This is a genomic window from Massilia agri, from assembly GCF_024753255.1.
In the GTDB taxonomy this organism is placed as follows: Bacteria; Pseudomonadota; Gammaproteobacteria; order Burkholderiales; family Burkholderiaceae_D; genus Telluria; species Telluria agri.
This window is the reverse complement of sequence record NZ_JANUHA010000024.1, coordinates 34,415-58,872: the sequence shown is the minus strand read 5'-3', so window position 1 is coordinate 58,872 and position 24,458 is coordinate 34,415. Positions and strand designations below refer to the sequence as shown.

Annotated in this window: 29 protein-coding genes; 12 read left to right on the top strand and 17 right to left on the bottom strand. The window is 66.0% G+C overall.

The window, feature by feature from the left end; translation table 11 throughout:
- Positions 1-4: 4 nt before the first annotated feature.
- The 4 genes from NX780_RS22970 to NX780_RS22955 all read right to left on the bottom strand — a co-directional run bounded on the left by NX780_RS22970 (position 5) and on the right by NX780_RS22955 (position 5,325).
- Positions 5-355 (bottom strand): YciI family protein, encoded by a 351-nt coding sequence (locus NX780_RS22970; protein ID WP_258830215.1) that lies wholly within the window; start codon positions 353-355, stop codon positions 5-7.
- A 97-nt stretch (positions 356-452) separates the two neighbouring features.
- Positions 453-869 (bottom strand): gamma-butyrobetaine hydroxylase family protein, encoded by a 417-nt coding sequence (locus tag NX780_RS22965; RefSeq protein ID WP_258830214.1) that lies wholly within the window; start codon positions 867-869, stop codon positions 453-455.
- Positions 870-880: 11 nt separating this feature from the next.
- Positions 881-1,318 carry an HIT family protein gene (locus NX780_RS22960; RefSeq protein ID WP_258830213.1) on the bottom strand — a complete coding sequence of 146 codons (438 nt, stop codon included), beginning with the start codon at positions 1,316-1,318 and terminating at the stop codon, positions 881-883.
- Positions 1,315-5,325 carry a DUF3683 domain-containing protein gene (locus tag NX780_RS22955; RefSeq protein WP_258830212.1) on the bottom strand — a complete coding sequence of 1,337 codons (4,011 nt, stop codon included), beginning with the start codon at positions 5,323-5,325 and terminating at the stop codon, positions 1,315-1,317. Before NX780_RS22955 ends, NX780_RS22960 begins: the two co-directional genes overlap by 4 nt.
- 275 nt (positions 5,326-5,600) lie before the next feature.
- On the opposite strand from NX780_RS22955, the gene NX780_RS22950 reads away from it, so the two are divergent.
- Both NX780_RS22950 and NX780_RS22945 read left to right on the top strand, forming a co-directional pair.
- A complete protein-coding gene (locus tag NX780_RS22950; RefSeq protein ID WP_258830211.1) occupies positions 5,601-6,137 on the top strand; it encodes a DinB family protein in 537 nt (178 codons plus the stop codon).
- A gap of 11 nt (positions 6,138-6,148) precedes the next feature.
- Positions 6,149-6,910, top strand: coding sequence for a hypothetical protein (locus tag NX780_RS22945; protein WP_258830210.1), 762 nt, complete (start codon positions 6,149-6,151; stop codon positions 6,908-6,910).
- On the opposite strand, the gene NX780_RS22940 is transcribed toward NX780_RS22945, so the two are convergent.
- On the bottom strand, positions 6,907-7,221 hold the full coding sequence (locus NX780_RS22940) for a hypothetical protein (RefSeq protein WP_258830209.1): 315 nt from the start codon (positions 7,219-7,221) through the stop codon (positions 6,907-6,909). The two genes, NX780_RS22945 and NX780_RS22940, sit on opposite strands and share 4 nt — an antisense overlap.
- 120 nt (positions 7,222-7,341) lie before the next feature.
- Here NX780_RS22940 and NX780_RS25350 point away from each other — a divergent pair, with 120 nt between their 5' ends.
- The 3 genes from NX780_RS25350 to NX780_RS22930 all read left to right on the top strand — a co-directional run bounded on the left by NX780_RS25350 (position 7,342) and on the right by NX780_RS22930 (position 8,872).
- The gene (locus NX780_RS25350; protein WP_370663642.1) at positions 7,342-7,707 is read left to right on the top strand and encodes a DUF2946 family protein; all 366 of its coding nucleotides are present in this window, start codon (positions 7,342-7,344) and stop codon (positions 7,705-7,707) included.
- 98 nt (positions 7,708-7,805) lie between these two features.
- The gene (locus NX780_RS22935) at positions 7,806-8,423 is read left to right on the top strand and encodes an SCO family protein (RefSeq protein ID WP_258830208.1); all 618 of its coding nucleotides are present in this window, start codon (positions 7,806-7,808) and stop codon (positions 8,421-8,423) included.
- Positions 8,420-8,872: a copper chaperone PCu(A)C gene (locus NX780_RS22930; RefSeq protein WP_258830207.1), complete on the top strand. Its 453-nt coding sequence runs from the start codon at positions 8,420-8,422 to the stop codon at positions 8,870-8,872. Before NX780_RS22935 ends, NX780_RS22930 begins: the two co-directional genes overlap by 4 nt.
- An 11-nt stretch (positions 8,873-8,883) precedes the next feature.
- Here NX780_RS22930 and NX780_RS22925 read toward each other — a convergent pair whose 3' ends face one another.
- On the bottom strand, positions 8,884-9,828 hold the full coding sequence (locus NX780_RS22925; RefSeq protein WP_258830206.1) for a GlxA family transcriptional regulator: 945 nt from the start codon (positions 9,826-9,828) through the stop codon (positions 8,884-8,886).
- 147 nt (positions 9,829-9,975) lie between these two features.
- On the opposite strand from NX780_RS22925, the gene NX780_RS22920 reads away from it, so the two are divergent.
- Positions 9,976-10,323, top strand: coding sequence for a DUF3817 domain-containing protein (locus NX780_RS22920; protein ID WP_258830205.1), 348 nt, complete (start codon positions 9,976-9,978; stop codon positions 10,321-10,323).
- On the top strand, positions 10,320-10,745 hold the full coding sequence (locus NX780_RS22915) for a CopD family protein (protein WP_258830204.1): 426 nt from the start codon (positions 10,320-10,322) through the stop codon (positions 10,743-10,745). The genes NX780_RS22920 and NX780_RS22915 overlap by 4 nt, the downstream gene beginning before the upstream one ends.
- A 6-nt stretch (positions 10,746-10,751) precedes the next feature.
- Here NX780_RS22915 and NX780_RS22910 read toward each other — a convergent pair whose 3' ends face one another.
- From NX780_RS22910 to NX780_RS22900, 3 genes are read right to left on the bottom strand one after another with little or no spacing between them, the layout of a single operon-like run.
- Positions 10,752-11,378 (bottom strand): transglutaminase-like domain-containing protein, encoded by a 627-nt coding sequence (locus tag NX780_RS22910; protein ID WP_258830203.1) that lies wholly within the window; start codon positions 11,376-11,378, stop codon positions 10,752-10,754.
- A gap of 20 nt (positions 11,379-11,398) precedes the next feature.
- Positions 11,399-11,809: a class I SAM-dependent methyltransferase gene (locus NX780_RS22905; RefSeq protein ID WP_258830202.1), complete on the bottom strand. Its 411-nt coding sequence runs from the start codon at positions 11,807-11,809 to the stop codon at positions 11,399-11,401.
- A 3-nt stretch (positions 11,810-11,812) separates the two neighbouring features.
- On the bottom strand, positions 11,813-12,316 hold the full coding sequence (locus NX780_RS22900) for a YqaA family protein (RefSeq protein WP_258830201.1): 504 nt from the start codon (positions 12,314-12,316) through the stop codon (positions 11,813-11,815).
- Positions 12,317-12,516: 200 nt separating this feature from the next.
- Here NX780_RS22900 and ilvA point away from each other — a divergent pair, with 200 nt between their 5' ends.
- The 5 genes from ilvA (at position 12,517) to rapZ (ending at position 17,651) form a co-directional block, all read left to right on the top strand.
- Complete coding sequence (gene ilvA / locus NX780_RS22895; RefSeq protein ID WP_258830200.1) at positions 12,517-14,055, top strand: threonine ammonia-lyase, biosynthetic; 1,539 nt, start codon at positions 12,517-12,519, stop codon at positions 14,053-14,055.
- 50 nt (positions 14,056-14,105) lie between these two features.
- Positions 14,106-14,939: an NADPH-dependent 7-cyano-7-deazaguanine reductase QueF gene (gene queF, locus NX780_RS22890; protein WP_258830199.1), complete on the top strand. Its 834-nt coding sequence runs from the start codon at positions 14,106-14,108 to the stop codon at positions 14,937-14,939.
- A 337-nt stretch (positions 14,940-15,276) separates the two neighbouring features.
- Positions 15,277-15,759, top strand: coding sequence for a PTS sugar transporter subunit IIA (locus NX780_RS22885; RefSeq protein ID WP_258830198.1), 483 nt, complete (start codon positions 15,277-15,279; stop codon positions 15,757-15,759).
- A gap of 52 nt (positions 15,760-15,811) precedes the next feature.
- Positions 15,812-16,747 (top strand): HPr(Ser) kinase/phosphatase, encoded by a 936-nt coding sequence (gene hprK / locus NX780_RS22880; protein WP_258830225.1) that lies wholly within the window; start codon positions 15,812-15,814, stop codon positions 16,745-16,747.
- 25 nt (positions 16,748-16,772) lie between these two features.
- A complete protein-coding gene (rapZ, locus tag NX780_RS22875; RefSeq protein ID WP_258830197.1) occupies positions 16,773-17,651 on the top strand; it encodes an RNase adapter RapZ in 879 nt (292 codons plus the stop codon).
- 121 nt (positions 17,652-17,772) lie between these two features.
- Here the strand turns inward: rapZ and NX780_RS22870 are convergent, their stop codons facing one another.
- The 8 genes from NX780_RS22870 to NX780_RS22835 form a co-directional block, all read right to left on the bottom strand.
- The gene (locus tag NX780_RS22870) at positions 17,773-18,858 is read right to left on the bottom strand and encodes an enoyl-CoA hydratase/isomerase family protein (RefSeq protein ID WP_258830196.1); all 1,086 of its coding nucleotides are present in this window, start codon (positions 18,856-18,858) and stop codon (positions 17,773-17,775) included.
- Between the two features lie 132 nt (positions 18,859-18,990).
- The gene (gene hpf / locus NX780_RS22865) at positions 18,991-19,347 is read right to left on the bottom strand and encodes a ribosome hibernation-promoting factor, HPF/YfiA family (RefSeq protein WP_258830195.1); all 357 of its coding nucleotides are present in this window, start codon (positions 19,345-19,347) and stop codon (positions 18,991-18,993) included.
- Positions 19,348-19,405: 58 nt separating this feature from the next.
- Positions 19,406-20,878 (bottom strand): RNA polymerase factor sigma-54, encoded by a 1,473-nt coding sequence (locus NX780_RS22860; RefSeq protein ID WP_258830194.1) that lies wholly within the window; start codon positions 20,876-20,878, stop codon positions 19,406-19,408.
- A complete protein-coding gene (gene lptB, locus NX780_RS22855) occupies positions 20,878-21,654 on the bottom strand; it encodes an LPS export ABC transporter ATP-binding protein (protein WP_258830193.1) in 777 nt (258 codons plus the stop codon). Before lptB ends, NX780_RS22860 begins: the two co-directional genes overlap by 1 nt.
- Positions 21,651-22,205 carry a lipopolysaccharide transport periplasmic protein LptA gene (gene lptA, locus NX780_RS22850; RefSeq protein ID WP_258830192.1) on the bottom strand — a complete coding sequence of 185 codons (555 nt, stop codon included), beginning with the start codon at positions 22,203-22,205 and terminating at the stop codon, positions 21,651-21,653. Before lptA ends, lptB begins: the two co-directional genes overlap by 4 nt.
- 40 nt (positions 22,206-22,245) lie before the next feature.
- The gene (gene lptC / locus NX780_RS22845; RefSeq protein ID WP_258830191.1) at positions 22,246-22,851 is read right to left on the bottom strand and encodes an LPS export ABC transporter periplasmic protein LptC; all 606 of its coding nucleotides are present in this window, start codon (positions 22,849-22,851) and stop codon (positions 22,246-22,248) included.
- 16 nt (positions 22,852-22,867) lie between these two features.
- Positions 22,868-23,398 (bottom strand): KdsC family phosphatase, encoded by a 531-nt coding sequence (locus NX780_RS22840; RefSeq protein WP_258830190.1) that lies wholly within the window; start codon positions 23,396-23,398, stop codon positions 22,868-22,870.
- Between the two features lies 1 nt (position 23,399).
- Entirely contained in the window at positions 23,400-24,422 is a 1,023-nt protein-coding gene (locus NX780_RS22835; RefSeq protein ID WP_307733035.1) for a KpsF/GutQ family sugar-phosphate isomerase, read from the bottom strand.
- Between the last annotated feature and the right edge of the window lie 36 nt (positions 24,423-24,458).

Sequence of the window (24,458 nt, the reverse complement as noted above, 5' to 3'; positions counted from 1 at the left end):
GGATTCAGCCGTTATGGACGAGTGGCCGCAGTTCGATCGATCCCTGCGCGGCCGAGGGGCAGCGGGCCGCCCACTTGATGGCCTCGTCGAGGTTGTCGCATTCGATCAGCATGTAGCCGCCAAGCTGCTCCTTGGTCTCGGCGAAGGGCCCGTCGCTGCAGACCACCTTGCCGCCGCGCAGCCGCACCGTGGTGGCGGCGTGGACCGGGGCCAGCTCGGAGCCGCCGCGCAGGACGCCGGCCGCCTCCATCTCCTGCGCATAACGGCCATACTCGGCCATCAGGGCGGCCAGGTCGGCCTCCGGCATGTCGCTGTACAGCTGCTCGTCGGCGTAAATCAGGATCATGTATTCCATGCTTGTTCTCCCAAAAGGTCACCCGGACATCCGGGCGCTGGCATGACGAATGACATTGCCGCATATCGACAGAAATGTCGACGGGGAGAACAAAATTTTAGTGCTTGTGCCCGCAGCCGCCTTGGACCGGCGCGCCCGGCAGCTCGGTACCCGGTTCGCGGCCGCTGTCGCCGTCGAAACCGGCCGCGTGCAGGCGGTCGAGGTATTGCTGCCACAGCGCGGCCTGCTCGCTGCCCAGCTTGTGCAGGTAGTCCCAGGTGAAGATGCCGCTCGCATGGCCGTCGTCGAACAGGGGCTTGATCGCGTAGTTCCCGACCGGCTCCACGCCCGTGATGCCGACCTCGCGCTTGCCGACCTGGAGCACTTCCTGGCCGGGGCCGTGGCCCTTCACTTCGGCCGAGGGCGAGTAGACGCGCATCAGCTCGAAAGGAATCGAAAAGCTGCTGCCGTCGTCGAAGGCGATTTCCAGCACGCGGGATTTCTGGCGGACGGCGATGTCGGTTGGGTTGGGCATGGAAGCTCCTCTTATTGATTGAAACGGCGGACGATGGCCTCTTGCAGGGCCGGCAGCAGGGCGCGGCGCCCGGCCAGCGTGGCCTCGTCCGTCTGGCGCGCGGCCTGGGCCCACACCGGCGCCGGGAAGTGCGCATCGTCCGCATAGCGCGGAATCACGTGCCAGTGCAGGTGCGGCACCACGTTGCCGAGGCTGGCCACATTGACCTTCAGCGGGCGCATGACGTCGCGCACCGCCAGCTCGACCTGGTAGACAGCTTCGTTGATCAAGAGGCGGTCTTCACGCGACAGGTCGCTCATCTCGCGCACGTGGTCGCGGAGAATCACGCGGCAGAAGCCCGGATAGGCCGCATCGTCGACGAGGATGACCGAGAACTTTTCATCCTGCCAGGCGACCGGCACGCTCAGTTCGCACAGCTCGCAGCCGGGCTGCTTCAGGGGCGCCGTCATACCAGCACCCTTTCGATGCCGCCGTTGTTGGCGCGCTCGACGTACTCCGGCATCCAGTTCTCGCCCAGCAGGTGGCGCGCCATCTCGACCACGATGTAGTCGGCGGTGGTGCCGGCGTCGTGGTTGTAGCGCGACAGGCCCTGCAGGCAGGACGGGCAGCTGGTCAGTATCTTGACCTCGCCCTTGAAGCCATCGTCGCGCAGCTTATCCGCGCCCTTCTCCATCTCGCCCTGCTTGCGCGAGCGGACCTGGGTCGCGATGTCCGGGCGGCTCACGGCGAAGGTGCCGGATTCGCCGCAGCAGCGGTCGTTCTTCTCGATCTTCACCTTATCCACGGTGGAGACCAGTGCGTTCACGGTCTTGAGCGAATCCTGCATCTTCATCGGGGTATGGCAGGGGTCGTGGTACATGTAGCGGATGCCGGTGACGCCTTCCAGCTTGACGCCCTTCTCCATCAGGTATTCGTGGATGTCGATGAGGCGGCAGCCCGGGAAGATCTTGTCGAACTCGTAGTTCGCCAGAGAGTCGTAGCAGGTGCCGCACGACACCACGACCGTCTTGATGTCGAGGTAGTTCAGCGTGTTGGCCATGCGGTGGAACAGCACGCGGTTGTCCGTCACCATCTTGTCGGCCTTGTCGTACTGGCCGGCGCCGCGCTGGGGATAGCCGCAGCACAGGTAGCCCGGCGGCAGCACGGTCTGCACGCCCACTTCCCACAGCATCGCCTGGGTCGCCAGGCCCACCTGCGAGAACAGGCGCTCCGAACCGCAGCCCGGGAAGTAGAACACGGCCTCGGTGTCGGCACTGGTCGCCTTCGGATTGCGGATGATCGGGATGACCTTGTCGTCCTCGATGTCGAGCAGGGCGCGCGCCGTCTTCTTCGGCAGGTTGCCCGGCATCTTCTTGTTGATGAAGTGGATCACCTGCTCGCGCACGGGCGCCTTGCCGGTGGTCGGGGGCGGCGCCTCCACCTGCGGCTTGGCCAGGCCGCGCAACATCTGGTTGCCCAGGCGCTGGGCTTTATAACCCCAGTCGACCATCACCTTGCGGGTGGCGTTGATGGTGGTCGGGTCGGTCGCGTTCAGGAAGAACATGGCGGCGCGGTTGGCCGGCTTGAAGCTGCGCTTGTCCATCTTGCGCAGCAGGTTACGCATGTTCATCGAGACGTCGCCGAAGTCGATGTTGACCGGGCACGGCGTCACGCACTTGTGGCACACGGTGCAGTGGTCGGACACGTCCTCGAATTCTTCCCAGTGGCGGATCGAGACGCCGCGGCGGGTCTGCTCCTCGTAGAGGAAGGCTTCGATCAGGGCCGAGGTCGAGAGAATCTTGTCGCGCGGCGAGTACAGCAGGTTCGACTGCGGCACGTGGGTGGTGCAGACCGGCTTGCACTTCCCGCAGCGCAGGCAGTCCTTGATGCTGTTGGCGATCTCGCCGATATCGCTCTGCTGCATGATGAGCGATTCGTGGCCCATCAGGCCGAAGGACGGCGTATAGGCATTGCGCAGGTCGGCCGACACGGCCGTCGTATTGAGCAGCTTGCCCTTGTTGAAGCGGCCTTCCGGGTCGACGCGCAGCTTGTAGTCGCGGAATTCGCGGATCTCTTCGTCCGTCAGGAATTCCAGCTTGGTGATGCCGATGCCGTGCTCGCCCGAGATCACGCCGTCCAGACTCCTAGCCAGCTTCATGATGCGTTCGACGGCCTTGTGGGCGTCCTGCAGCATCGCGTAGTCGTCCGAGTTCACCGGCAGGTTGGTGTGCACGTTGCCGTCGCCCGCGTGCATGTGCAGGGCGACGAAGACGCGCGAGCGCAGCACGCGCTTGTGGATCGCGGTGCACTCGTCGAGGATGCACTTGTAGGCCGCGCCGTTGAAGATCTGGCGCAGCGGGGCGCGCAGCTCCTGCTTCCAGGAGACGCGGATGGTGTGGTCCTGCACCACGTCGAACAGCAGCGCGTCCGGCTGCGAACCGATGCGCAGGTCGAGCGTCTGCGACAGCGCGTCCAGGCCCAGCTCGTCCAGCTTGGCGCGTACATCGCGCAGGGGCTGATCCAGGTTCGCGAGGATGAAGCCCCAGCGCGCAGCTACCTGCTCGACCAGCGCCACCGCCTGCTGCGGACGGTCGCCCAGGATCTCGGCGCGGTCGACGGTGTCGCCGGTGGCGTCGTCGCTCTTCTCGATCGGCAGGTGTTCGTTCGACAGGTACTCGTGCAGCTGTTCCGCGAGCTGCAGCTTGTTCTTGATCGACAGCTCGACGTTGATGCGCTCGATGCCGTCGGTGTACTCGCCCATGCGGTTCAGGGGGATCACCACGTCTTCGTTGATCTTGAAGGCGTTGGTGTGGCGCGCGATCGCCGCGGTGCGGGCGCGGTCGAGCCAGAATTTCTTGCGCGCTTCCGGGCTGACGGCGACAAAACCCTCGCCCACGCGGGTGTTCGCCAGGCGCACCACTTCCGAGGCCGCGATCGCCACCGCGTTCTCGTCGTCGCCGACGATGTCGCCGAACAGCGCCATCTTGGGCAGCACGCCGCGCTTGGATTTGGTCGCGTAGCCGACCGCGCGCAGGTAGCGCTCGTCGAGGTGCTCCAGGCCCGCCAGGCGCAGGGTCGCGAAGGCCGGGTCGCCGTTCTTCGGCAGGCTGTCCAGGTAATCCTTGATCTCGACGATCGACGGGATCGCATCGCGCGCCTGGCCGAAGAATTCCAGCGCCACGGTGCGGGTGAACTTCGGCATCTTGTGCAGGATCCAGCGCGCCGACGTGATCAAACCGTCGGTACCCTCTTTCTGGATGCCCGGCAGGCCGGCCAGGAATTTGTCGGTGACGTCCTTGCCCAGGCCTTCCTTGCGGAAGCGGCGGCCTTCGATGGAGAGCGTCTCGGTGCGGAAGGGCTCGCCCTTTGCGGCCCCGCGCGGGGTCGGATGCGTCCATTCCAGCTTGAAGGTGGCGACCGGCGCGTCGTGGATCTTGGACAGGTTGTGGTCCATGCGCGTGACTTCCAGCCAGTCGCCGTTCGGGTCGACCATGCGCCAGGACGCCAGGTTGTCGAGCGCCGTGCCCCACAGGACGGCCTTCTTGCCGCCCGCGTTCATGGCGATGTTCCCGCCGATGCAGGAGGCGTGCGCCGAGGTAGGGTCGACCGCGAACACGAAGCCGGCCTTCTCGGCCGCCTGCGAGACGCGCTGGGTGACCACGCCGGCATAGGTGTGGATGGTCGCGTACTCGCGATCTACGCCCGGCAGGCGCGTCATTTCGACTTCGCCCAGGCCAATCAGTTTTTCGGTGTTGATCACGGCCGACATCGGCGTGAGCGGAATCGCGCCGCCCGTATAGCCGGTGCCGCCGCCGCGCGGGATGATGGTCAGGCCCAGTTCGATGCAGCCCTTCACCAGGCCGGCCATCTCTTCCTCGCTGTCGGGCAGCAGGACCAGGAAGGGATACTCGACGCGCCAGTCGGTGGCGTCCGTCACGTGCGAGACGCGGTGCATGCCGTCGAAGCGGATGTTGCGCTTGTCGGTGTAGGCGCCGAGCACCTGTTTTGCGCGCTTGCGCAGGTCATAGGTCTCGCGGAACTCGCGTGCGAAATCGTCGACCGCCTTGCGCGCGGCCCCCAAGAGCTGCTCGACGGCGGCGCTGCGCGTGGCCGCCGCCTGCGCATCGCCCTCCTCGCTCCCATCGACCGTGGTGCGGCGCTTGTCGACTTCGCCCAGGCGGTGATGCAGGGCGTCGATCAGCTTCTGGCGGCGCTTCGGGTTGTCGAGCAGGTCGTCCTGCAGGTAGGGATTGCGGCGCACCACCCAGATATCGCCCAGCACCTCGTACAGCATGCGCGCCGATCGGCCGGTCTGGCGCGCGCCGCGCAATTCGTCCAGCAGGCGCCAGGAAGACTCGCCCAGCAGGCGGATCACGATTTCGCGGTCGGAGAACGAGGTGTAGTTATAGGGGATCTCGCGCAGGCGTGCAGGAGCATTGTCGGCGAGCAGGGTATGGATGTGTGCGGGCGCGTTCATGGATGCAGGGCGTCGGTCGGACGGGTCCGAAGGAGGTTCATTCTAGCTTATTGCGCTGCACCACGCTGGGGAGGGGAAGGAATACTACAGAGACTGGCACAAGAAAATTCCGAAATGGAACTTGGAATGCAAATTTCGTTTGCAGAAAGGGGCTATGATGCATCGTTCGTTTGCACCCGTGACGATAATGACATATTGCGTAAGGAAGGTGACCCTGCCGCCGTTTTGCGCGATGCTGACGGAACGCCCCCATCTCGACAAGGAAAGGAATCCACGTGTCCAGCTGTGAAGACTTCAATCTGCTCGCGCAGTACAACGAGACCATGAACCGCAAGCTCTACGATGCGGCGGCCACGCTGTCGGCCGAGGAAGTCAGTGCGGACCGGGGCGCCTTCTTCGGCTCCCTGCTCGGCACCATGAACCACCTGCTTGCCGGCGATACGATCTGGCTGACCCGCTTCGCCCAGCATCCCTCCGCGTTCCGCGCCCTGGCGCCACTACGCGGGGCGCCGCTTCCCACCAGCCTGCGGCACTCCTTCGGCGACAGCCTGGCGGAGCTGCGCGTGCATCGCGAGCGCCTGGACGGCTTGATCGGCGCGCTGGCAGGCGAGTTGCGGCCGGCGGACCTGGAGCAGACCTTCAGCTACCGGACCATGAGCGGCCAGGCCTTCCACAAACGTTTCGGCAGCGTGCTGCTGCACTTCTTCAACCACCAGACCCATCACCGCGGCCAGGCCAGCACCCTCCTGATGCAGGCCGGCGTGGACATCGGCGTCACCGACCTGCTGGTGTGGATTCCCGAAGCCAGCTGACCGGGGCCGCCATGCCAAGCCTGACCATGCTCGCAATTGGCCTCCTCGCGGCGGCCGCGATCTCCTTCGCCGTCGTGGTGATACGGTTCAATCGCAAACGGAGGGCGATCGTGCGCGCCGCGGCTGCGGCGACGGAGAGCCAGCTCGAGGCCATCTATACGCTGGTCGAGGGCAGCAGCACGCTTCCCGCGGCGGGCCACGTCCTGGCCCGTACCAACAGGCGCAGCACCGCCCCCGGATGCATCATCCCGATACCAGAGGAGCTGCCCGGCTTCCCCTGGGCCGGCAGGCGGATCGAGGTGGCGGTTGCGAAGGAGGTCGAATACCGCTTCATCGAGCCGGCGCCCGGCGCGCCTTCGCTGCTGGGCAAGGTGGTTCGGCCGGTGCGCGTTCCCCGCTACCGCACCGGGCGCGCCGGGACGACCCGGAACGCCTTCGCGCCGGAAAAATACCTGGCAGCCTGTCCGGAGCTGCGTGCGGCGCTGGCGGAGGTCTCTCCGGCCTACCCGACCGAACTGCTCGCCTACCTCCTGTGCATCGGCGGCGAAACCTTCGAGTTCGAGCCCATCAACCAGGCGCGGATCGGCACCAGCGCCGCCTGGGTCCAGTCGCCGGAGCACCAGAACTGCGGCGAGTGCGGCAAGCGCATGGCGCTGATCCTGCAACTGCCCGGCACGGCGATCAGCCGCAAGCACCTGCATGAGGGGACCTTCTACCTGTTCGGCTGCGCTCAGCATCCCGAGCAGACCAGCAGCGTCGCCCAGTTCGGCTAGGGAGCCGGCGCCTGCTTGAGCAGGCCGTCCAGCCTGTCGGCAGCGGCCGCATTCATCTTCACCGAGCGCAGGCAATCGACGACTTCCGCGCGCACGGGCTCGCGGGTCGTCACGTTGCAGGTGTGCGCGAGCTCGACGAGGAAGGCGCGTTCGCCTTCCGGCATGGTCTCGATGTTCGGCCAGACGGTGCCGAGCTGGCTCATGGTCGACGCCGAATGCCTGCCCAGCATGAACTTGGCGCCGACGACGCCGAAGACCGCGAGCAGGACGAGGACGAAGAGGAGAGAAAGAAGGCTGGGTGGCTTGTTCATGATAATTCCCGGATCACGTCCGCATCATACGCGAGCCGGCACGGCCGCGGGCAAGGCGCCGGCGCCACTTGGACAATTTGTCCAGATGCGAGCGCCTTCGAAGACTCCTAGAATGATCCGATGTCCAGACCCTCCCGGCCATCGCTACGCATCCTCAGTTGCCTGCTCGGCCTGCTGCTGTTCGCGCAACTGGGCCTGGCCGGCCTCGTGGCTGCCGCGCAGCCGCAATGGGTGGAGCTCTGCACTGCCAGCGGGACCAAATATCTTCCCCTCGGCGACGCCGCGTCGGCCAGCCCTGGCCACGACAGCGGCGGGCACTGCCCCGCATGCCCGCTTGGACAGGCAGCCGCGCTGCCCGCCCCTCCCTCCCCGCCCGTCTTCCGGGCGGCATTCGCGGGCCCTGTCCTGCCCACGCCGGCCCCGCTCCTTCGCGCAGCGTCGCGCTGGACTGCCATCCTTCCCCGCGCCCCTCCCCTTTTCTCCTGATCGGTACAGCAAGGCCCCATCCACGTTTTCCGCCGCCATGGCCTGACGCTCGCACGCGCGTCCGGGCAGCGTCGGCACGACCATCGAACAGGAATACCATGCATATCACCCGACGGCAGTTCGCCTCCCTGGCGCTCGCCCCTGCCCTGGCCGCACTCGGCGGCTGCATCAGGCCATCGCCCGTCTTCCAGGGCATCAATCTCACCAATGCATCCTATCGCGGCGACTTCGCGCTCACCGATGCGGCGGGCCGCACCCACCGCCTCTCGGATTTCCGCGGCCGCTACCTGATGCTGTTCTTCGGCTATACGCAGTGTCCCGACGTCTGCCCGACCGCACTGTCGCGGGCGGTAGCGATCCGCGAACTGCTGGGGGAGCAGAAGGACAGGCTGCAGGTGGCCTTCATCTCGGTCGATCCCGAACGCGACAGGCCGGACATCGCGTCAGCCTATGCCAGGGCCTTCGATCCCTCGTTCGTTGGCATCGCGGGCGAGCCGGCCGAGACGGCGCAGGTGGCGCAGAACTACCGGGTGTTCTACCGCAAGGTGCCGACCGGGTCTTCCTACAGCATCGACCACACGGCATTGAGCTATGTGGTCGACCCGGAAGGCCGGGTGCGGCTGGCGCTGATGCACGCGCAGACCGCGGGACAGTGCGCGGACGACCTCAGGAAACTGATGCGCCATGACGCCGATCGGAAAGGAGGCTGGGCATGAGCTACCGGACTTTCCTGGCCTTGTTCGCCGGCGCCGCCTGCCTGTCCGCGTCGGCCGCGCCTGCAACCGTGCAGGCCGACGACGCCTGGGTACGCGCCACCGTCCCGCAGCAGCGCGCGACCGGCGCCTTCATGCGGCTGACCGCGGATGCTCCGGTGCGCCTGATCGGCGCCTCCTCGCCCGCGGCGGCCCGGGTGGAGCTGCACGAAATGCGCATGGAAGGGGACCTCATGCGCATGCGCCAGGTCGCCTCGATCGAACTGGCCGCCGGCCGCACCGTCGTGCTGGCGCCCGGCGGCTATCACATCATGCTGCTCGACCTGGCCAGGCAGGCCCGCCCCGGCGAACGCATTCCGCTCAGCCTGGAATTCGAGGGAGCGGACAAGCGCCGCTACAGCGTCGAGGTAAGGGCAAGCGTGCGCGCGCTGGGCGCCGCGGCCCACCCCTGACGCAGCGCTCCTCAAGCGTCGCGGAAAGCCTTCCGGTAGCGGCTCGGTGCGATGCCGACGAGCCGGGTGAACGCGGTCCGGAAGGTCACCGCCGAATTGAAGCCGCAGCGGTCCGAGATCAGGTCGACCGGCATGCGTGTGGTTTCCAGCATGGCCTTGGCCTGGTCGATGCTGAGCGCAAGCAGGAATTTCTGGGGCGAGGTTCCCATCTGTTCGCGGAAGCGGCGCGTCAGCGTGCGCACGCTGATGCCGGCGCGCCGCGCCAGGGCATCCACGCCCAGGCTGCCGGTGCGCTGGGTTCTCGCCCACTCCACCAGCGGCGCCAGACTGCCAGCCGGCGAGGCCTCGCCGGACTTGACGAATTGCGCCTGGCCGCCTTCGCGTACCAGCGGCACCAGGGCCATCCTGGCCGCCTCGGCGGCCGCCGCGCTCCCGTGGTCACGCCGCACCAGGTACAGGCACAGGTCCAGCCCCGCCGTCGCCCCGCCGGAAGTGAAGACATTCCCGTCTTCGGCATACAGGACGTTCGGCAGCACCGCGACGTCCGGATACCTGGCCGCCAGCTCGGCGGCGCCGGACCAGTGCGTGGTGGCGCGCCGCCCGGCAAGCACGCCGGCCGCCGCCAGCACGAAGCTGCCGCTGCAGATCGATACGATCCGCGCACCGCGCCGCGCCGCTTCCGCCACGCTGGCGCATACCGATGCGGGAATGTCGCGCGGGTCGTACATGCCCGGCACGACGACCGTATCGGCGCTGGCCGCATCCTCGAGCGTCCAGGGACTCGCGATGGAAAAGTGGCCGGTGTCGGCGCCGGCCCCGTCGATGCACACCCGGACCGCATAGGCAGGCGCACCTTGCGCATCGCGCACGCGCGCGAAGGTCTCGAGCGGCATCGCCAGGTCGAAGGGCACGACGCCGCGGTAGGCGAGGATGGCAATGCGGTGAATTCCGGACATGGGCTGCGAAAACGATGTTGAGGATCCAGGGACGATGGCCGAAACTGATCGAAAGTTGTCATCCGGCCATGTGGCAGGGCCCGACTATATCACTGACAATGCATCCCGAGACACCGCGGCCCGCGGGTCATCCGCGGAGAACATGCCATGCCCATCGATCCCGACACGGCGCCACAGGGCGCGCAACGCAGCGCCAGGCTGTTTCACCATGCAGCCCTGCTGGAAGGAAGTACACTCGTGCTGCTCGTCGTGGTCGCCGTGCCGCTGAAATACCTGCTCGGCGAGCCAGGCTTCGTGAAGGCGCTCGGCCCCATCCACGGCATGGCTTTCCTCGTCTATGTCTGGGTGCTGATGCAGTCGTCCAGTGCCTGCGCGTGGCCGCGCAAACGGCTGCTGCTCCTGCTGCTGGCCGCCTTCATCCCCTTTGGCACTGTCATCGCACTGACCCGCATGCAACTGGCTGGAAACGGCGGGCGCCACCAGGACAGGGCATGAGCTACCTGTTGCTGAAGTCCCTGCATGTGCTTGCAGTCATGGCCTTCGTCAGTGGACTGGTGATGCAGGCCCACGTCCTGCGCATGTATCGCAGCCTGCCGCTGCCGTCGATGCCCGACGAACGGCGCCTGTTGTCGCGCACGAGGCACTGGGACCGGCTTGTCACAGTGCCCGCCCTGGCGCTGACCTGGACCTGCGGACTGGCAGCGGCCCTGCACGCCGGATGGTTCGCGAGCGGCTGGCTGAAGGCGAAGCTGGCCGTGGTGATCGTGCTCTCGATGCTGCACGGGATGCAGGCCGGCGAATTGCGCCGGCTTGCCGATGCCGGCACGGCGGCGGGAGCGGCACGCGGATGGCCGCCTGCCCTGCTTTACGTCCTGCTGGCCTGCGCGGTGGCGCTGGCCGTGTGCAAGCCTTGGTGAAGCGGCTCAGTCGGCGGTGTTGACGCCGTGTCCCGGAGCCTGGTCCGGCAACCCGGCCAGCACCTCTTCGAACGAGGCGCTGCGCGCCAGGACCTCGACCACGACCGGCAGCGGCTCGACCCAGATGCCCGGCAGGTCGGCCTCGCCCGGATCGTCGCCCGGTGTGAAGGCCAGGGCCTCGCGCGGCGGGTCGAACCGGGCATCCACGCCGGGCTTGTTGCCGCGCGGGTCGATCCGGTACCAGCCGAAGTCGTCCAGCCAGACCGCGTTCAGCCCGTGCAGGCAGTAGGGAGCGCCCGGGTCGCCCGTCGCCAGGCGCTGGTAGCACAGGCCGGCCGGGATGCCGTTGGCGCGCAGCAGGGCCGCCAGCAGGTGGCTCTTGGCGTAGCAGAAGCCTACGCCGTTGCGCAGCACGCTCGATGCGCTGCAGGTGACCGGGCCGCGCCGCACGTCGGCGCTATGGGCGATCTCGTCGCGCACGAACTCGAAGCAGGCCCGCGCGATGTCCTGCTTGCTGCCGCCGCGCGTCGCCAACCGGCGTGCGGTGGCGCGCACCTCGGGATAGCCGAAGTCGATGTAGCGACTGGCGCCAAGGTAGTCCCGCGGATCCGGGTGAAGTCCTGCATTGTCCATACGCAGATTCTACATGCGATTCAGGACTGCTTGGACCGCTCGCGAGGTGGCGGCGCGTCGTACTCGACGAAGAGCTGCCCGCCCGGCGCCAACCAGCGCTCCACCAGGGCGCGCGCCCGCTCCGGCTCGTCCTCGAACAGCCGCACCCGCATGGCGAACACCTTGTCGAAGCGCCGGGCGCCGAGATCCACCGACTCGAGTTCTCCCACCAGAAAGCCGGCGTGGCCCGCGCGCACCGAATCCGCATTGCGCTTCGCGGCGGCCTCGATCATCTTCGGGGAACGGTCGACGGCCAGGTAATGCCCCCCGTCCAGCAGGCGGCACACGAGGGTCGCGGCCACGCCATGTCCGCAGCCAATCTCGAGCACCCGGTCGCCGGGTCCGATGCCCATGGCCTCGATAAAACGCTCGATGCGGCCCGGCGCAGCCATGGCTCAGCCGATGAGGCGCTCGAAGAAATCGCCGACGGTCTTCCAGAAGCCGTTCGGGATGTAGAGCAGCACCGCCGTCATCGTCACATAGCGCAGGAACTTCCCGATCGCCATGTACATCACACTCGGCCAGAACGGCAGGTGCAACCAGCCGGCCAGGGTGCACAGCGGGTCGCCCACGCCCGGCACCCAGGACAGCAGCATGGTCTTGGCGCCGTATTTCTTGAGCCAGCCGAACCAGCGGCTCTGGCGCTCCTTGGCGAAGGCCACCTTGGCCCGGTAACCGATGAAGTAGTCGACCGCGCCGCCCAGGGTATTGCCCAGCGTGCCCACAAACACTGCCGGCCAGAACATGGCCGGATTGGCCTTCACCACGGCGAACACCGCCGGCTCCGAGCCGAGCGGCAGCAGGGTGGCGGAAATGAAGCTGATGATGAAAATCGAGGTCAGCCCGATGCTCGGTGCGGCAAGGACGTCCAGCAACCAGGTAACGGCGGATTCGATCATTGAAGGGATGGGCTTGAGCGATTGCGATAATGGTCCATTATAATGAGGATCACTTTACGTAACGACACGATACGCCGGGCCTGCCATCCAGTCCGCCGCATCGCTACTTAAGCGCCCCGGCCACCCCCTGAGCGGAACAGTTTGCGTCGTCCGGAACCGCCGGCCCACCCCCGCCGGCATTGCACACCCGATTGCCGACCATGACCACCGATTATCTCAAGAGAATCCTGACCGCCCGCGTCTACGACGTCGCCGAAGAAACCCCGCTCGACTACGCCCCGACGCTGTCGAACCGCCTGAGCAACCGCGTCTACTTCAAGCGCGAAGACATGCAGAGCGTGTTCAGCTTCAAGCTGCGCGGCGCCTACAACAAGATGGCGAATCTCACGCCCGAGAGCCTGAAGCGCGGCGTGATCTGCGCCTCAGCCGGCAACCACGCGCAAGGAGTCGCCCTGTCGGCCGCGCGCCTGGGCTGCCGCGCCCTGATCGTGATGCCGACCACGACGCCACAGGTGAAGATCGACGCCGTGAAGGCGCGCGGCGGCGCCAGCGTGGAAGTCGTGCTGCACGGCGACTCCTACACCGACGCCTACAACCACGCCCTGCTGCTGGAAAAGGAGCAGCGCCTGACCTTCGTGCACCCCTTCGACGATCCGGACGTGATCGCCGGCCAGGGCACCATCGGCATGGAGATCCTGCGCCAGCATTCCGGCCCGATCCACGCGATTTTCGTCGCCATCGGCGGCGGCGGCCTGGTGGCGGGCGTGGGCGCCTACGTGAAGGCGGTGCGTCCGGACATCAAGATCATCGGCGTGCAGACCCTGGATTCGGACGCGATGGCGAGAAGCCTGAAGGCCGGCGAGCGCGTCACCTTGAGCGACGTCGGCCTGTTTTCGGACGGCACCGCGGTGCGCCTGGTGGGCGAGGAGACCTTCCGCGTGGCCAAGGAAGTGGTCGACGAGATCATCATCGTCGACACCGACGCCATCTGCGCCGCCATCCAGGACGTGTTCCAGGACACCCGCAGCATCCTGGAGCCGGCCGGCGCGCTGGCCGTCGCGGGCGCCAAGGCCTATGTCGAGCGCTCCCAGATGGGCCGCAACCCGGTGAAGAACGAGACCCTGGTGGCGGTCGCCTGCGGCGCCAACATGAACTTCGACCGCCTGCGCTTCGTGGCCGAACGCGCGGAACTGGGCGAATCGCGCGAAGCCGTGTTCGCGGTGACGATCCCCGAGCAGCGCGGCAGCTTCCGGCGCTTCTGCGCCCTCGTCGGCCCGCGCAACGTCACCGAGTTCAACTACCGCATCAGCGATTCACGCGAGGCGCACATTTTTGTTGGCGTGCAGGTGGGCAGCCGCGGCGAGTCGGGCCTGCTCGCGCACACCTTCGAGGAACACGATTTCCGCACCCTGGACCTCACCCACGACGAGCTGGCCAAGCTGCACATCCGCCACCTGGTCGGCGGAAAAAGCGCGCTGGCCCAGGACGAATTGCTGTATCGTTTCGAGTTTCCCGAACGGCCGGGCGCGCTCATGCGCTTCCTCGACAGCATGGCGCCGAACTGGAACATCTCGCTGTTCCACTACCGGAACCAGGGCGGCGACGTGGGCCGCATCCTGGTCGGGCTGCAGGTGCCGGCGGCGGAGATGGACGAGTTCCGCCAGTCGCTGGCGAAGCTCGGCTACCGCTACTGGGACGAAAGCGCCAACCCGGTCTACAAACTGTTTTTGGGGGCATGACCCCGCCAGCGGGCCTGGCGCCACAAGTGCCGGGCCTGCACCTGACATCTATGAATACTCCTGATCAATCGCCACTCGGCAAAACCTCTGCCTACCAGAGCCAGTACGCTCCCGAGCTCCTGTTCCCGATCCCCCGCCTGCAAAAGCGCGAAGAGATCGGACTGGGCGCGGGCGCCACCCTCCCCTTCTTCGGGGTCGACATCTGGAACGCCTACGAGCTGTCCTGGCTGAACATGCGCGGCAAGCCGCAGGTGGCGATCGCCACCATCACGGCGCCCGCCGATTCGCCCAATATCGTCGAATCGAAGTCCTTCAAGCTCTACCTGAACTCCTTCAACCAGACGAAGCTGGCCGGGACCGATGCCTTGAGCGAACTGCTGCGCCAGGACCTGTCCGCCGCCTTCGGCGCGCCTGTGCACGTGACGATCACGACGCCGGACGCCTTCGGCACCCTCGAGATGGGCGAGCTCGACGGCACGCTGCTGGACCGGCTCGACGTGGAGATCGACCAGTACGTCCCCTCGCCCGAACTGCTGAAGGCCAATACGGACGAAGCCCCGGTCGAGGAAACCCTGGTCTCGCACCTGCTGAAATCGAACTGCCTGGTCACCGGCCAGCCGGACTGGGGCACCGTGCAGATCCGCTACGTCGGGCCGCAGATCGACCAGGAAGGCCTGCTGAAATACCTGATCGGCTTCCGCGAGCACAACGAGTTCCACGAGCAATGCGTCGAGCGCATCTTCATGGACGTGCTGCGCCAATGCAAACCGACCAAGCTGGCCGTCTATGCCCGCTATACCCGCCGCGGCGGCCTGGACATCAATCCCTGGCGCGCCAACTTCAGCACGAGCAAGCCGGGTAACCTGCGCACCGCGCGGCAGTAGTCAAGCGCTGTGCGCTGTACTTTTTCAGCCACAGCTTAATGCCGGTTCATTTAACTAAATGGCAAGCAAACGCAGTGCGAGAATTTAGGGCAGAATGCGTCTAAAAGTCGGCCGAATCGGCTTTCCACACCCGTTTGTGGCGCTTTCTCTGTAATTTCGCTTAGGAAATTGCGTGTTGTGTTCAAAGGCAATTTGTATCAAAACCATACGGTTTCGCCGAGTTGCCCTCATCTGCTTTACTGTACACCCGTACAGATGCGAAATCGAATGCCGCGTCCTGGAAACAGGCCTATAATTCCGCCTCGCAAGCAGCTACCCTGTGCCACGCACACTAGTCATGACGAACCTTAGCAAAATCCTCTCGCTCGAAAACGTGCAGCTGGACCTGGAAGTCTCCAGCAAGAAGCGCGCCTTCGAGCAGGCTGGTCTGATCTTCGAGAACAATTGCGGTATCGCACGGTCGACCGTGTCGGACAATCTGTTCGCCCGCGAACGCCTCGGCTCCACCGGCCTGGGTCACGGCGTCGCCGTGCCGCACGGACGGATCAAGGGCTCCAAGAGCCTGAAGTCGCCGCTGGCCGCCTTCGTGCGCCTGCGCGAGCCGATTCCCTTCGAGTCGCCCGACGGCCAGCCGGTCAGCCTGCTGTTCTTCCTCCTGATCCCGGACCACGTCACCCAGCAGCACCTCGAGATCCTGTCGGAGATCGCCGAGCTGTTCTCGGACGAAGCGGTGCGCACGGCCCTGGCGACCGACCCGGACCCGAAATCCGTCTACGAGCGCATCATCAACTGGCAACCCAGCCTCCAGGCTTTGGGCTGAGCTATACTGAGCTGTCCACACGGCAATCTGCCGAGCTCACTTTACTATGCCCATGCTGCAAACCCCGCTGACGATCCAACGGCTGTACGACGACAACCGTGACAGCCTGCAACTCGGCTGGTTCGCGGGTTTCCCCGGCGGCGAACGCCAGATCGCGGGCGACGCCGCCTCGGCCGCCGACCAGGTCGGCCACCTGAACCTGATCCACCCGGGCCGCATCCAGGTCTTCGGGCACCAGGAACTGAATTACTACCACCGCCTCAAATCGAGCTCGCGTTCCCACGTGATCGGCGAACTGGTCGGCGGCGGCCCACCGGCCCTGATCATCGCGCAGGGCCTGGAAACCCCGCCCGACATCCTCGCCATCTGCGACGAGCAGAACATCCCCCTGTTCTCGACCCCGCTGCCGGCGGCGCAGGTGATCGACTTCCTGCGCGTCTACCTGTCCAAGAAGCTGGCGCAGCGCGTCATCATGCACGGCGTCTTCATGGACGTGCTGGGCGTGGGCGTCCTGATCACCGGCGACTCGGGCCTGGGCAAGAGCGAGCTGGGCCTGGAACTGATCTCGCGCTCGCACGGCCTGGTGGCCGACGACGCCGTCGAATTCTCGCGCATCGCCCCGAACATGATCGAGGGCCGCTGCCCGCCGCTGCTGCAGAACCTGCTGGAAGTGCGCGGCCTGGGCCTGCTGGACATCAAGGCCATCTTCGGCGAGACCGCGGTGCGCCGCAAGATGCGCCTCAAACTGATCGTCCACCTGGTCAAGCGCGGCGCCCTCGACGAAGAGGTCGAACGCCTGCCCTTCCACTTCCCGACCGAGGACGTGCTGGGCCTGCCGATCCGCAAGGTCGTGATCCCCGTCGCGGCCGGCCGCAACATCGCGGTGCTGCTGGAAGCCGCCGTGCGCAACACCATCCTGCAGCTGCGCGGCATCGACACGCTGCAGGAATTCATGGAGCGGCAGCGCCAGGCCATGAGCGGTGACTAACCCCCATTTGGGGTATCATCGCGCCATGCACATCGTCCTCATTACCGGCATTTCCGGCTCGGGCAAATCGGTTGCCCTCAACGTCCTGGAAGACGCAGGCTACTACTGCGTCGACAACCTCCCGCCGGCCCTGCTGCCGGCCCTGGTCTACGCGGTCAACGAAAAAGGCACCGACAAGATCGCCGTCGCGGTCGATGCGCGCAGCGCCGAATCGCTGGTGGAGCTGCCGGTCAGCGTGCGCCACCTGAAGGAAGAAGGCCACAACGTCAAGGTCATGTTCCTGACCTCGAGCACGCACTCGCTGGTGGCGCGCTTCTCGGAGACCCGCCGCAGCCACCCGCTCTCGCACGAACTGCGTCCCGGCGAAAATCCCGCTTCACGCCGCACCCTGATCGAATGCATCGCCGAGGAACGCGAACGCCTGTCGGCGATCGAGAACCTGGGCCACGTGATCGACACCTCGGAACTCTCGGCCAACAAGCTGCGCGCCTGGATCAAGGAGCTGGCCGACATCGAGCACGCGCCGCTGACCCTGTTCTTCGAGTCCTTTGCGTTCAAAGTGGGCGTGCCGCTGGACGCGGACTTCGTGTTCGACGTGCGCGCGATCCCGAATCCCTACTATGACCTGGCCCTGCGCCCGCTGACGGGCCGCGACCAGCCGGTGATCGACTTCCTCGACGCGCAGCCAAGTGCGGCGGACATGCTGGGGGATATCAAGGCCTTCGTGGCCAAGTGGCTGCCCTCGTTCAAGACGGACAACCGCAGCTACCTGACGGTGGCGGTGGGGTGTACTGGGGGACAGCATCGCTCGGTGTACATGGCGGAGCGACTTGGCGCCTACTTCAGCGCGACCGAACGCGTGATCGTTCGTCACCGCGAGCAGCCGAAACACGCAGGCCACTAAACCGTAGGGTGGTCGGCTTCGCCGACCGCGCGTTCAAACTGTGCGTGAATTGCACGCGTCGCATCCATTCGAGCGGGATTTGAACGCGTGGGCGGCAAAGCCGCCCACCCTACGCAAACCATCAAACCAAATGACGCAGCGGGTGGGCGTACTCCGGCCACACCGGCTCGAAGAACTTCGCCACCATCTCGGGCGTTACTTCTTCCAGGCTGGCCGGATTCCACTTCGGCTGATTGTCCTTGTCGATCACCAGCGCCCGCACGCCCTCCAGCACTTCGCCGTGCTCGAAATTGCGGCGCACCAGGTTGCGCTCCATGCGCAGGCAGTCCGCCACGTCGAGCGACGCCCCACGCAGCAAGAGTTCGCGCGTCACGCACATCATCAGGGGCGAACGCTGGCGCATGGCCTTGAGCGCCTTCTGTGCAAAAGGATTCTCGTCGCGCGCCAGCGACTCCATGATGGCCGGCACCGAAGCGGCGCCGAAGTGCGCATCGATCACGCCACGCTGCGCCTGCAGTTCGCTGGCGCCTTCCTGCCCCGCGAACTGCGCCGCGAAGTCGCGGATCGCCTGCGGCAGCTGCGCCCCCGGCGTGGACGCGACGAGCGCGTTCAGCTCGCCCAGCTTCTCGCCCGGCACGAACACGTCCGCCAGCCCCACGTAGAGCGCATCGGCCGCGCCGACGGTCAGCCCGGTCAGGCCCAGGTACTGCCCCAGCTGCCCCGGCGCATGCGAGAGGAAGTGGCTGCCGCCCACATCCGGGAACAGGCCGATGTTCACCTCCGGCATCGCCATCTTGGTGCGGTCCGTGACGATGCGCAGGCCGCAGCCTGGTCCGCCCTGGGCGATGCCCATGCCGCCGCCCATCACCACGCCGTCCATCACCGCGATATACGGTTTCGGATAGAAGTGGATCAGGTGGTTGAGCGCGTACTCCTCGGTGAAGAAATCTTCCAGCAGCGCGCTGCCGCCCTGCACGCCGGCGCGGCTGGCTTCGAAGAAGAAGCGGATGTCGCCGCCCGCGCACAGCGCCTTCTCGCTGGTGCTGGTGATGAGCACCGCATCGATGCCCGCGTCATCCTTCCATTGCAGCAGGATCGCGCTCAAAGCACGCACCATGTCGAGCGACAGCGAGTTCAGGGCTTTCGGGCGGTCGAGCGTGATGACGCCGGTGCGGTTGGCGACGCGGGTCAGGACGTAATCGGTCATGGCGGCTTGTTGTGGTCGAAAAAACATGCATTCTACCGAAGGCCGCCAACAAATTCCTATCTTTACAATGCAAAAAGGGCGTCCCCTCAGACGCCCTTGCTGTATTACCGCGGTAAGTTCAGCGTGCTGTGTTTACGCTGCTGCGGCGGCTTCGCCGTTGTCCGGCATGCGCTTGTGCGCGACGTGGTTATGGTCTTGCAGCATGGATTTGTGTTTTAGAACCTGCCTGTCCAGCCTGTCCATCAGCGTGTCGATCGCGGCGTACAGGTCTTGCGCGGCGCTGGCGACGTGGAGTTTCTTTCCCGATACCGATAGGTTGATTTCGGCTTTCTGCCTTTTTTCTTTTTCGGTGAGGTTGTCGATCGCGAGGAACACGTGGGTATCGATCACGTGGTCGAAATGGCGGGTGATGCGCTCGAGCTTATTCTGAACGTATTCACGGATGGCGGGGGTGACTTCGAGATGGTGGCCGCTGATTGTGAGGTTCATACACACTCCTTTGGGAAGGTGCCCTGCCCGCGCCACAAGGTGAGAGTGGGCAGGTGCTTTACAGGGATTTGCGGAGGCTGACGGGCGGAATCTTGAGCGCTTCGCGGTACTTGGCGACCGTCCTGCGCGCAATGACCATACCTTGTTCCCCGAGCATCTCCGCGATCTTGCTGTCGGATAGAGGATTCCTAGGGTCTTCTGCTCCTGTCAATTGCGCTATGAGAGCGCGAATCGCCGTCGAGGAGGCTTCTCCCCCCGCTTCGGTGGCGACATGGCTTCCGAAGAAGTACTTCAGCTCAAACATGCCGTGCGGGGTCAGCATGTATTTCTGCGTGGTTACACGGGAGATTGTGCTCTCGTGTAGGCCTAGTGTATCAGCTATCTCACGCAAAACAAGAGGGCGCATGGCAACGGCGCCGTGGCTGAAAAAGTTGCGCTGGCGCTCCACAATTGCCTCGGCAACACGCAGGATCGTGTCGAAGCGCTGGCGCATATTCTTGATGAGCCACTTGGCCTCCTGCAACTGCGCGCCCATCTGGCTTTCGCTTTTTCCCTGCTTGAGCAGGCTGGCGTACAGGGAGTTCACCCGCAGCTTCGGCATCACGTCCGGGTTCAGCGAAACCGCCCAGCCGTTCTTGGCGCGGCGCACGATCACGTCCGGCACCACGTAGTCCGACACATTGGAGGCAAAGGCGGCGCCGGGATGCGGATTGCACTGGCGGACCACGGCCTGCACCTCGCGCAGGTCTTCGTCGTCGCAGTCGAGCGCCTTCTTCAGCTTGGTGTACTCGCGCTGGGCGAACCAGGACAGGTAACCCTCGACGATCTTCAGGGCCAGGCGCCGCGTGACGAGCGGCACGCCCGGCATGCGGCGGATCTGGAGCGCCAGGCACTCGGCCGCGCTGCGGGCGCCCACGCCGACCGGGTCGAGGCTCTGGATGAGGGCCAGCGCGCAGCGCAGCTCGTCCATCTCGATCTCGAGTTCTTCGGGCAGGCGCGCGTGGATCTCGTCGAGGGGTTCTTCCAGGTAGCCGTTGTCGTCCAGGGCATCGATCACCAGCTCGGCCAGGGCGCGGTCGCGCGCGCTGCAGCCGGTCAGGCGGATCTGCTCCGCCAGGTGTTCGCGCAGGGTGATGCCGTCGGCCTCCAGTTGCGGGCGCCCGTCCTCGTCGTCGCCGCTGCGTGCGCCGCCGCCCTCGCCGCCCCAATCCGTATCCGCATCGCCGCGCTCGCCCTGCTCGCCGTCCTCATGGCCCTCGCCCTCGGCTTTCGCGCCGCCTTCTTCCTGGGCGGGCTGCGCGCTTGGCGCCTCGCCATTGGCAGGCGCCGTGTTGATGGCGCCGTCGGCCAGCAGGCGCACCGAGCGGTCGAGCGGGTCGTCGAGGCGCTCGAGCAGCGGATTGTCGTGCAGGATCTGCTCGATCTCCTGGTGCAGTTCGAGCGTGGACAGCTGCAGCAGGCGAATCGACTGCTGCAATTGCGGGGTCAGCGCAAGGTGCTGCGAGGTGCGGAGCTGCAGGGACTGTTTCATTACATCCTGAAGTGTTCGCCGAGGTAGACGCGCCGCACGGATTCGTCGGCGATGATGTCGTCGGGACGGCCGGAAGCCAGCACGGCGCCCTGGTTGATGATGTAGGCGCGGTCGCAGATGCCGAGCGTCTCGCGCACGTTGTGGTCGGTGATCAGGACGCCGATGTTGCGCTCCTTCAGGAAGCGCACGATGCGCTGGATCTCGATCACCGCGATCGGGTCCACGCCCGCGAAGGGTTCATCGAGCAGCACGAAGCGCGGGTTGGTGGCCAGCGCGCGCGCGATCTCCACGCGGCGGCGCTCGCCGCCCGACAGCGACAGCGCCGGGTTCTCGCGCAGCTTCTCGATCTGCAGCTCGGCCAGCAGGGTGTCGAGGCGCTCGTTGATCTCGTTCTTGCCCAGGGCCTTGCCGTTCTCGTCGCGCTGCAGCTCCAGCACGGCGCGGATGTTTTCTTCCACCGTGAGCTTGCGGAACACCGAGGCTTCCTGCGGCAGGTAAGAGAGGCCCAGTACCGCGCGGCGGTGGATCGGCAGGCTCGTGATGTCGGTGCCGTTGATGTCGATCGAGCCGGCATCCGACGGCACCAGGCCGACGATCATGTAGAAGGAGGTGGTCTTGCCGGCGCCGTTGGGGCCGAGCAGGCCGACCACCTCGCCGCAGTCGACCTGCAGCGAGACGTCGCGCACCACCAGGCGCTTGCCGTAGCTCTTCTGCAGGCCCTTGACGACCAGGGTGCTGCAGCTGTCGCCGGCGGGATTCTCTAGCACGGCGTTCATTGCTTGGCGCCTTCCGCAGGAGTCGTGCGGCGCGGCGCGATGATCAGGGTGCCGCGGCCGCCGCCAACCTGGGTTTCACCGGTGGCGGTATTGCGCACCTGGGCCACTTCGCGGCGGTTGTCGTAGGAGATGAAGGGACCCTTGATCTCGTTGGTCATGCGGCCGTTCTCCAGCTCGCGCACCTCGGCGGTGGTGAACAGCTTCACGAGTTCGGCGCGCTCGTCGTATTCGATGCGCTGGGCCTGGCCCTCGACCCACAGGTCGGGACCGCCGTCACGCTTCTGGCGGAAGGTGGCGAGCTTGCCGTTGTTGGCGGTGAGCGTCACGCTCATATAGCCTTCCGGCGTTTCCTTCACCAGGGCCCGGTCGGACTTGAGCACCAGGGTGCCGCGGGTGAGCACGACATTGCCGGTCAGGATGCGGGTCTGGGTGACTTCGTCGACGTCGAGCGTGTCGAAGTTGATCACGGCCTGCTTGAGCGAGTCGGCGCGCTCCGCCGTGGCGGTGAGCGATGCCAGGGTAAGGAAAGTGGCAGCGAGTATTTTTTTCATGGTTTTGCTGGTCCTGTTGAAACGCGGCGCACTAGTGGAATCAGCGCTGCGCGCGTGGCGGATAGACGATCTGGCCGCGGCTGGCCAGGTGCAGCTTCTGGGTCGCATTGTTCGCGACCATGCCGGTGCCGGTCACGGTGGCGGCGCCGAGCTGCATCTCGATCGGCTTGTCGGTCTTCATGATCTCTTCGTCGGGCAGCACGGTGAGCGCCTGGGTGCGCACGCGCAGCGCTTCGCTGGTGGGCGTGGCCGGGCGCTGGATGTCGACGTTGCCGAGCAGGTCGACGCGGTGTTCTTCGTGGAAGATGCGGCCCTGCTTCGCCACCACCGTCATGCGCGGACGCCCCGGCGTCATGCCCTGCACCACCGGCGCCTCGACCTCGGACACGTCGCCCAGCGGACGGTGCGCCAGGCGCTTGCCGGAGACGACGTAGCTGGGCTTGCCGTCCTGCGTCATGCGGACGAACGAGAAGTTCTCGACGATGTAGTCCGGCTCGCTGGACGGGCCGGCCAGGCGCGGGTCTTCGTCCTCGCCCTGCATGACCTGCAGCAGCCAGAAACTGCCGAAGGCACAGAACACCCCGACCATCATGATGGTCAGGAGCTTCCAGCGGTGGGCGGTGCGTTTGTAGTTCGACGGGGCCATGCTCGTTCCTGGAAGGTCAGGCGAAGTAAGGCGCCAGCGCCTGTTCGTAGGTGCCCTGGGCGCGCATGATCATGTCGCACACCTCGCGCACCGCCCCCTTGCCGCCCGCATTGCGGGTGACGTAGTGGGCGCGGTACTGCACCTCCGGGTGGCCCGAAGGCACGGTGATGGCGAAGCCCACGCGGGTGAAGAGCGGCAGGTCGATCACGTCGTCGCCGATGTAGCCGCATTCTTCCGGCGTCACGCCGGTAGCCTGCAGGAGCTCGGCGAAGCCGATGCGCTTGTCGTGGATGCCCTGGTAGACGTGGGAGATGCCGAGGTCGGCGGCGCGCTTGACCACGATCGGCGACTTGCGCGCGCTGATGATGGCCGTCCTGACGCCGGTCTTGTTGAGAAGCTGGATGCCGAGGCCGTCGAGCACGTTGAAGGTCTTGGTGACCTCGCCGTCCGGGCCATAGGTCAGGCTGCCGTCGGTGAGGATACCGTCGACGTCGAAAATCATCACCTTCACGCGCGCCGCGCGCTGCATGTGTTCCAGTGGCGTCATATCAGATTACCTTGGCGCGGGTCAGGTCGTGGATGTGCAGGGCGCCGACCAGGCGATCGTCCGCATCGACCACGAGCATCTGGTTGATGCGGAATTCTTCCATCACGGCGACGGCGTCGACCGCCAGCTGCTCCGGGTGGACCCGGCGCGGGTTGGCGTGCATGACGTCGCGGATCAGGATGTTCGAGAAGTCGTGGTAGCGCTCGATCAGGCGGCGCAGGTCGCCGTCGGTGAACACGCCGATCGGGCGGCGCTCTTCGTCGACGATGGCGGTCATGCCCATGCCTTTCTGGCTCACTTCCAGCAGGGCCTTGGCCAGCAGGGTGTCGGGGCCGACGGCGGGGATGGCGTCGCCGGTGCGCATCACGTCGCGCACATGGGTCAGCAGGCGGCGGCCCAGCGCCCCGCCCGGGTGCGACAGGGCGAAGTCTTCCTCGCGGAAGCCGCGCACGTCCAGCAGGGCCACGGCCAGGGCGTCGCCCATGGCGAGCGTGACGGTGGTGCTGGTGGTCGGAGCCAGGTTCAGCGGGCAGGCTTCCTTGTCGACCGCGATGTTCAGGTGGATCTCGGACAGCTTGGCCAGGCGCGAATGCGGCTTGCCGGTCATCGCGATCACGGGCGTGCCCATGCGCTTGATGGCAGGCAGGATTTCCAGCAGCTCGGACGATTCGCCCGAATTCGAGATGGCGATGAAGACGTCCTTGGTGGTGACCATGCCGAGGTCGCCGTGCGCGGCTTCACCGGGGTGCACGAACATGGCCGGGGTGCCGGTCGAGGCCAGCGTCGCGGCGATCTTGCGGCCGATGTGGCCGGATTTTCCCATGCCGGAGACGACGACACGGCCCGTGCAGCCGAACAGCAGGTCGACGGCGCGCACGAAATTGTCGTCGTCGCCGAGACGCGCATGCAGCGCACGGATCGCATCCGCCTCGATGGCCAGGGTCTCGCGGCCCAATTCGAGCACGCGCCGGGCCTGGCCCTCGTCAAAACTTTTCAGCATTGTTTTTTCATCGGTTACACTCATGATGGCAGTATAGCCGAAACGCGCAAGCAAAAAACT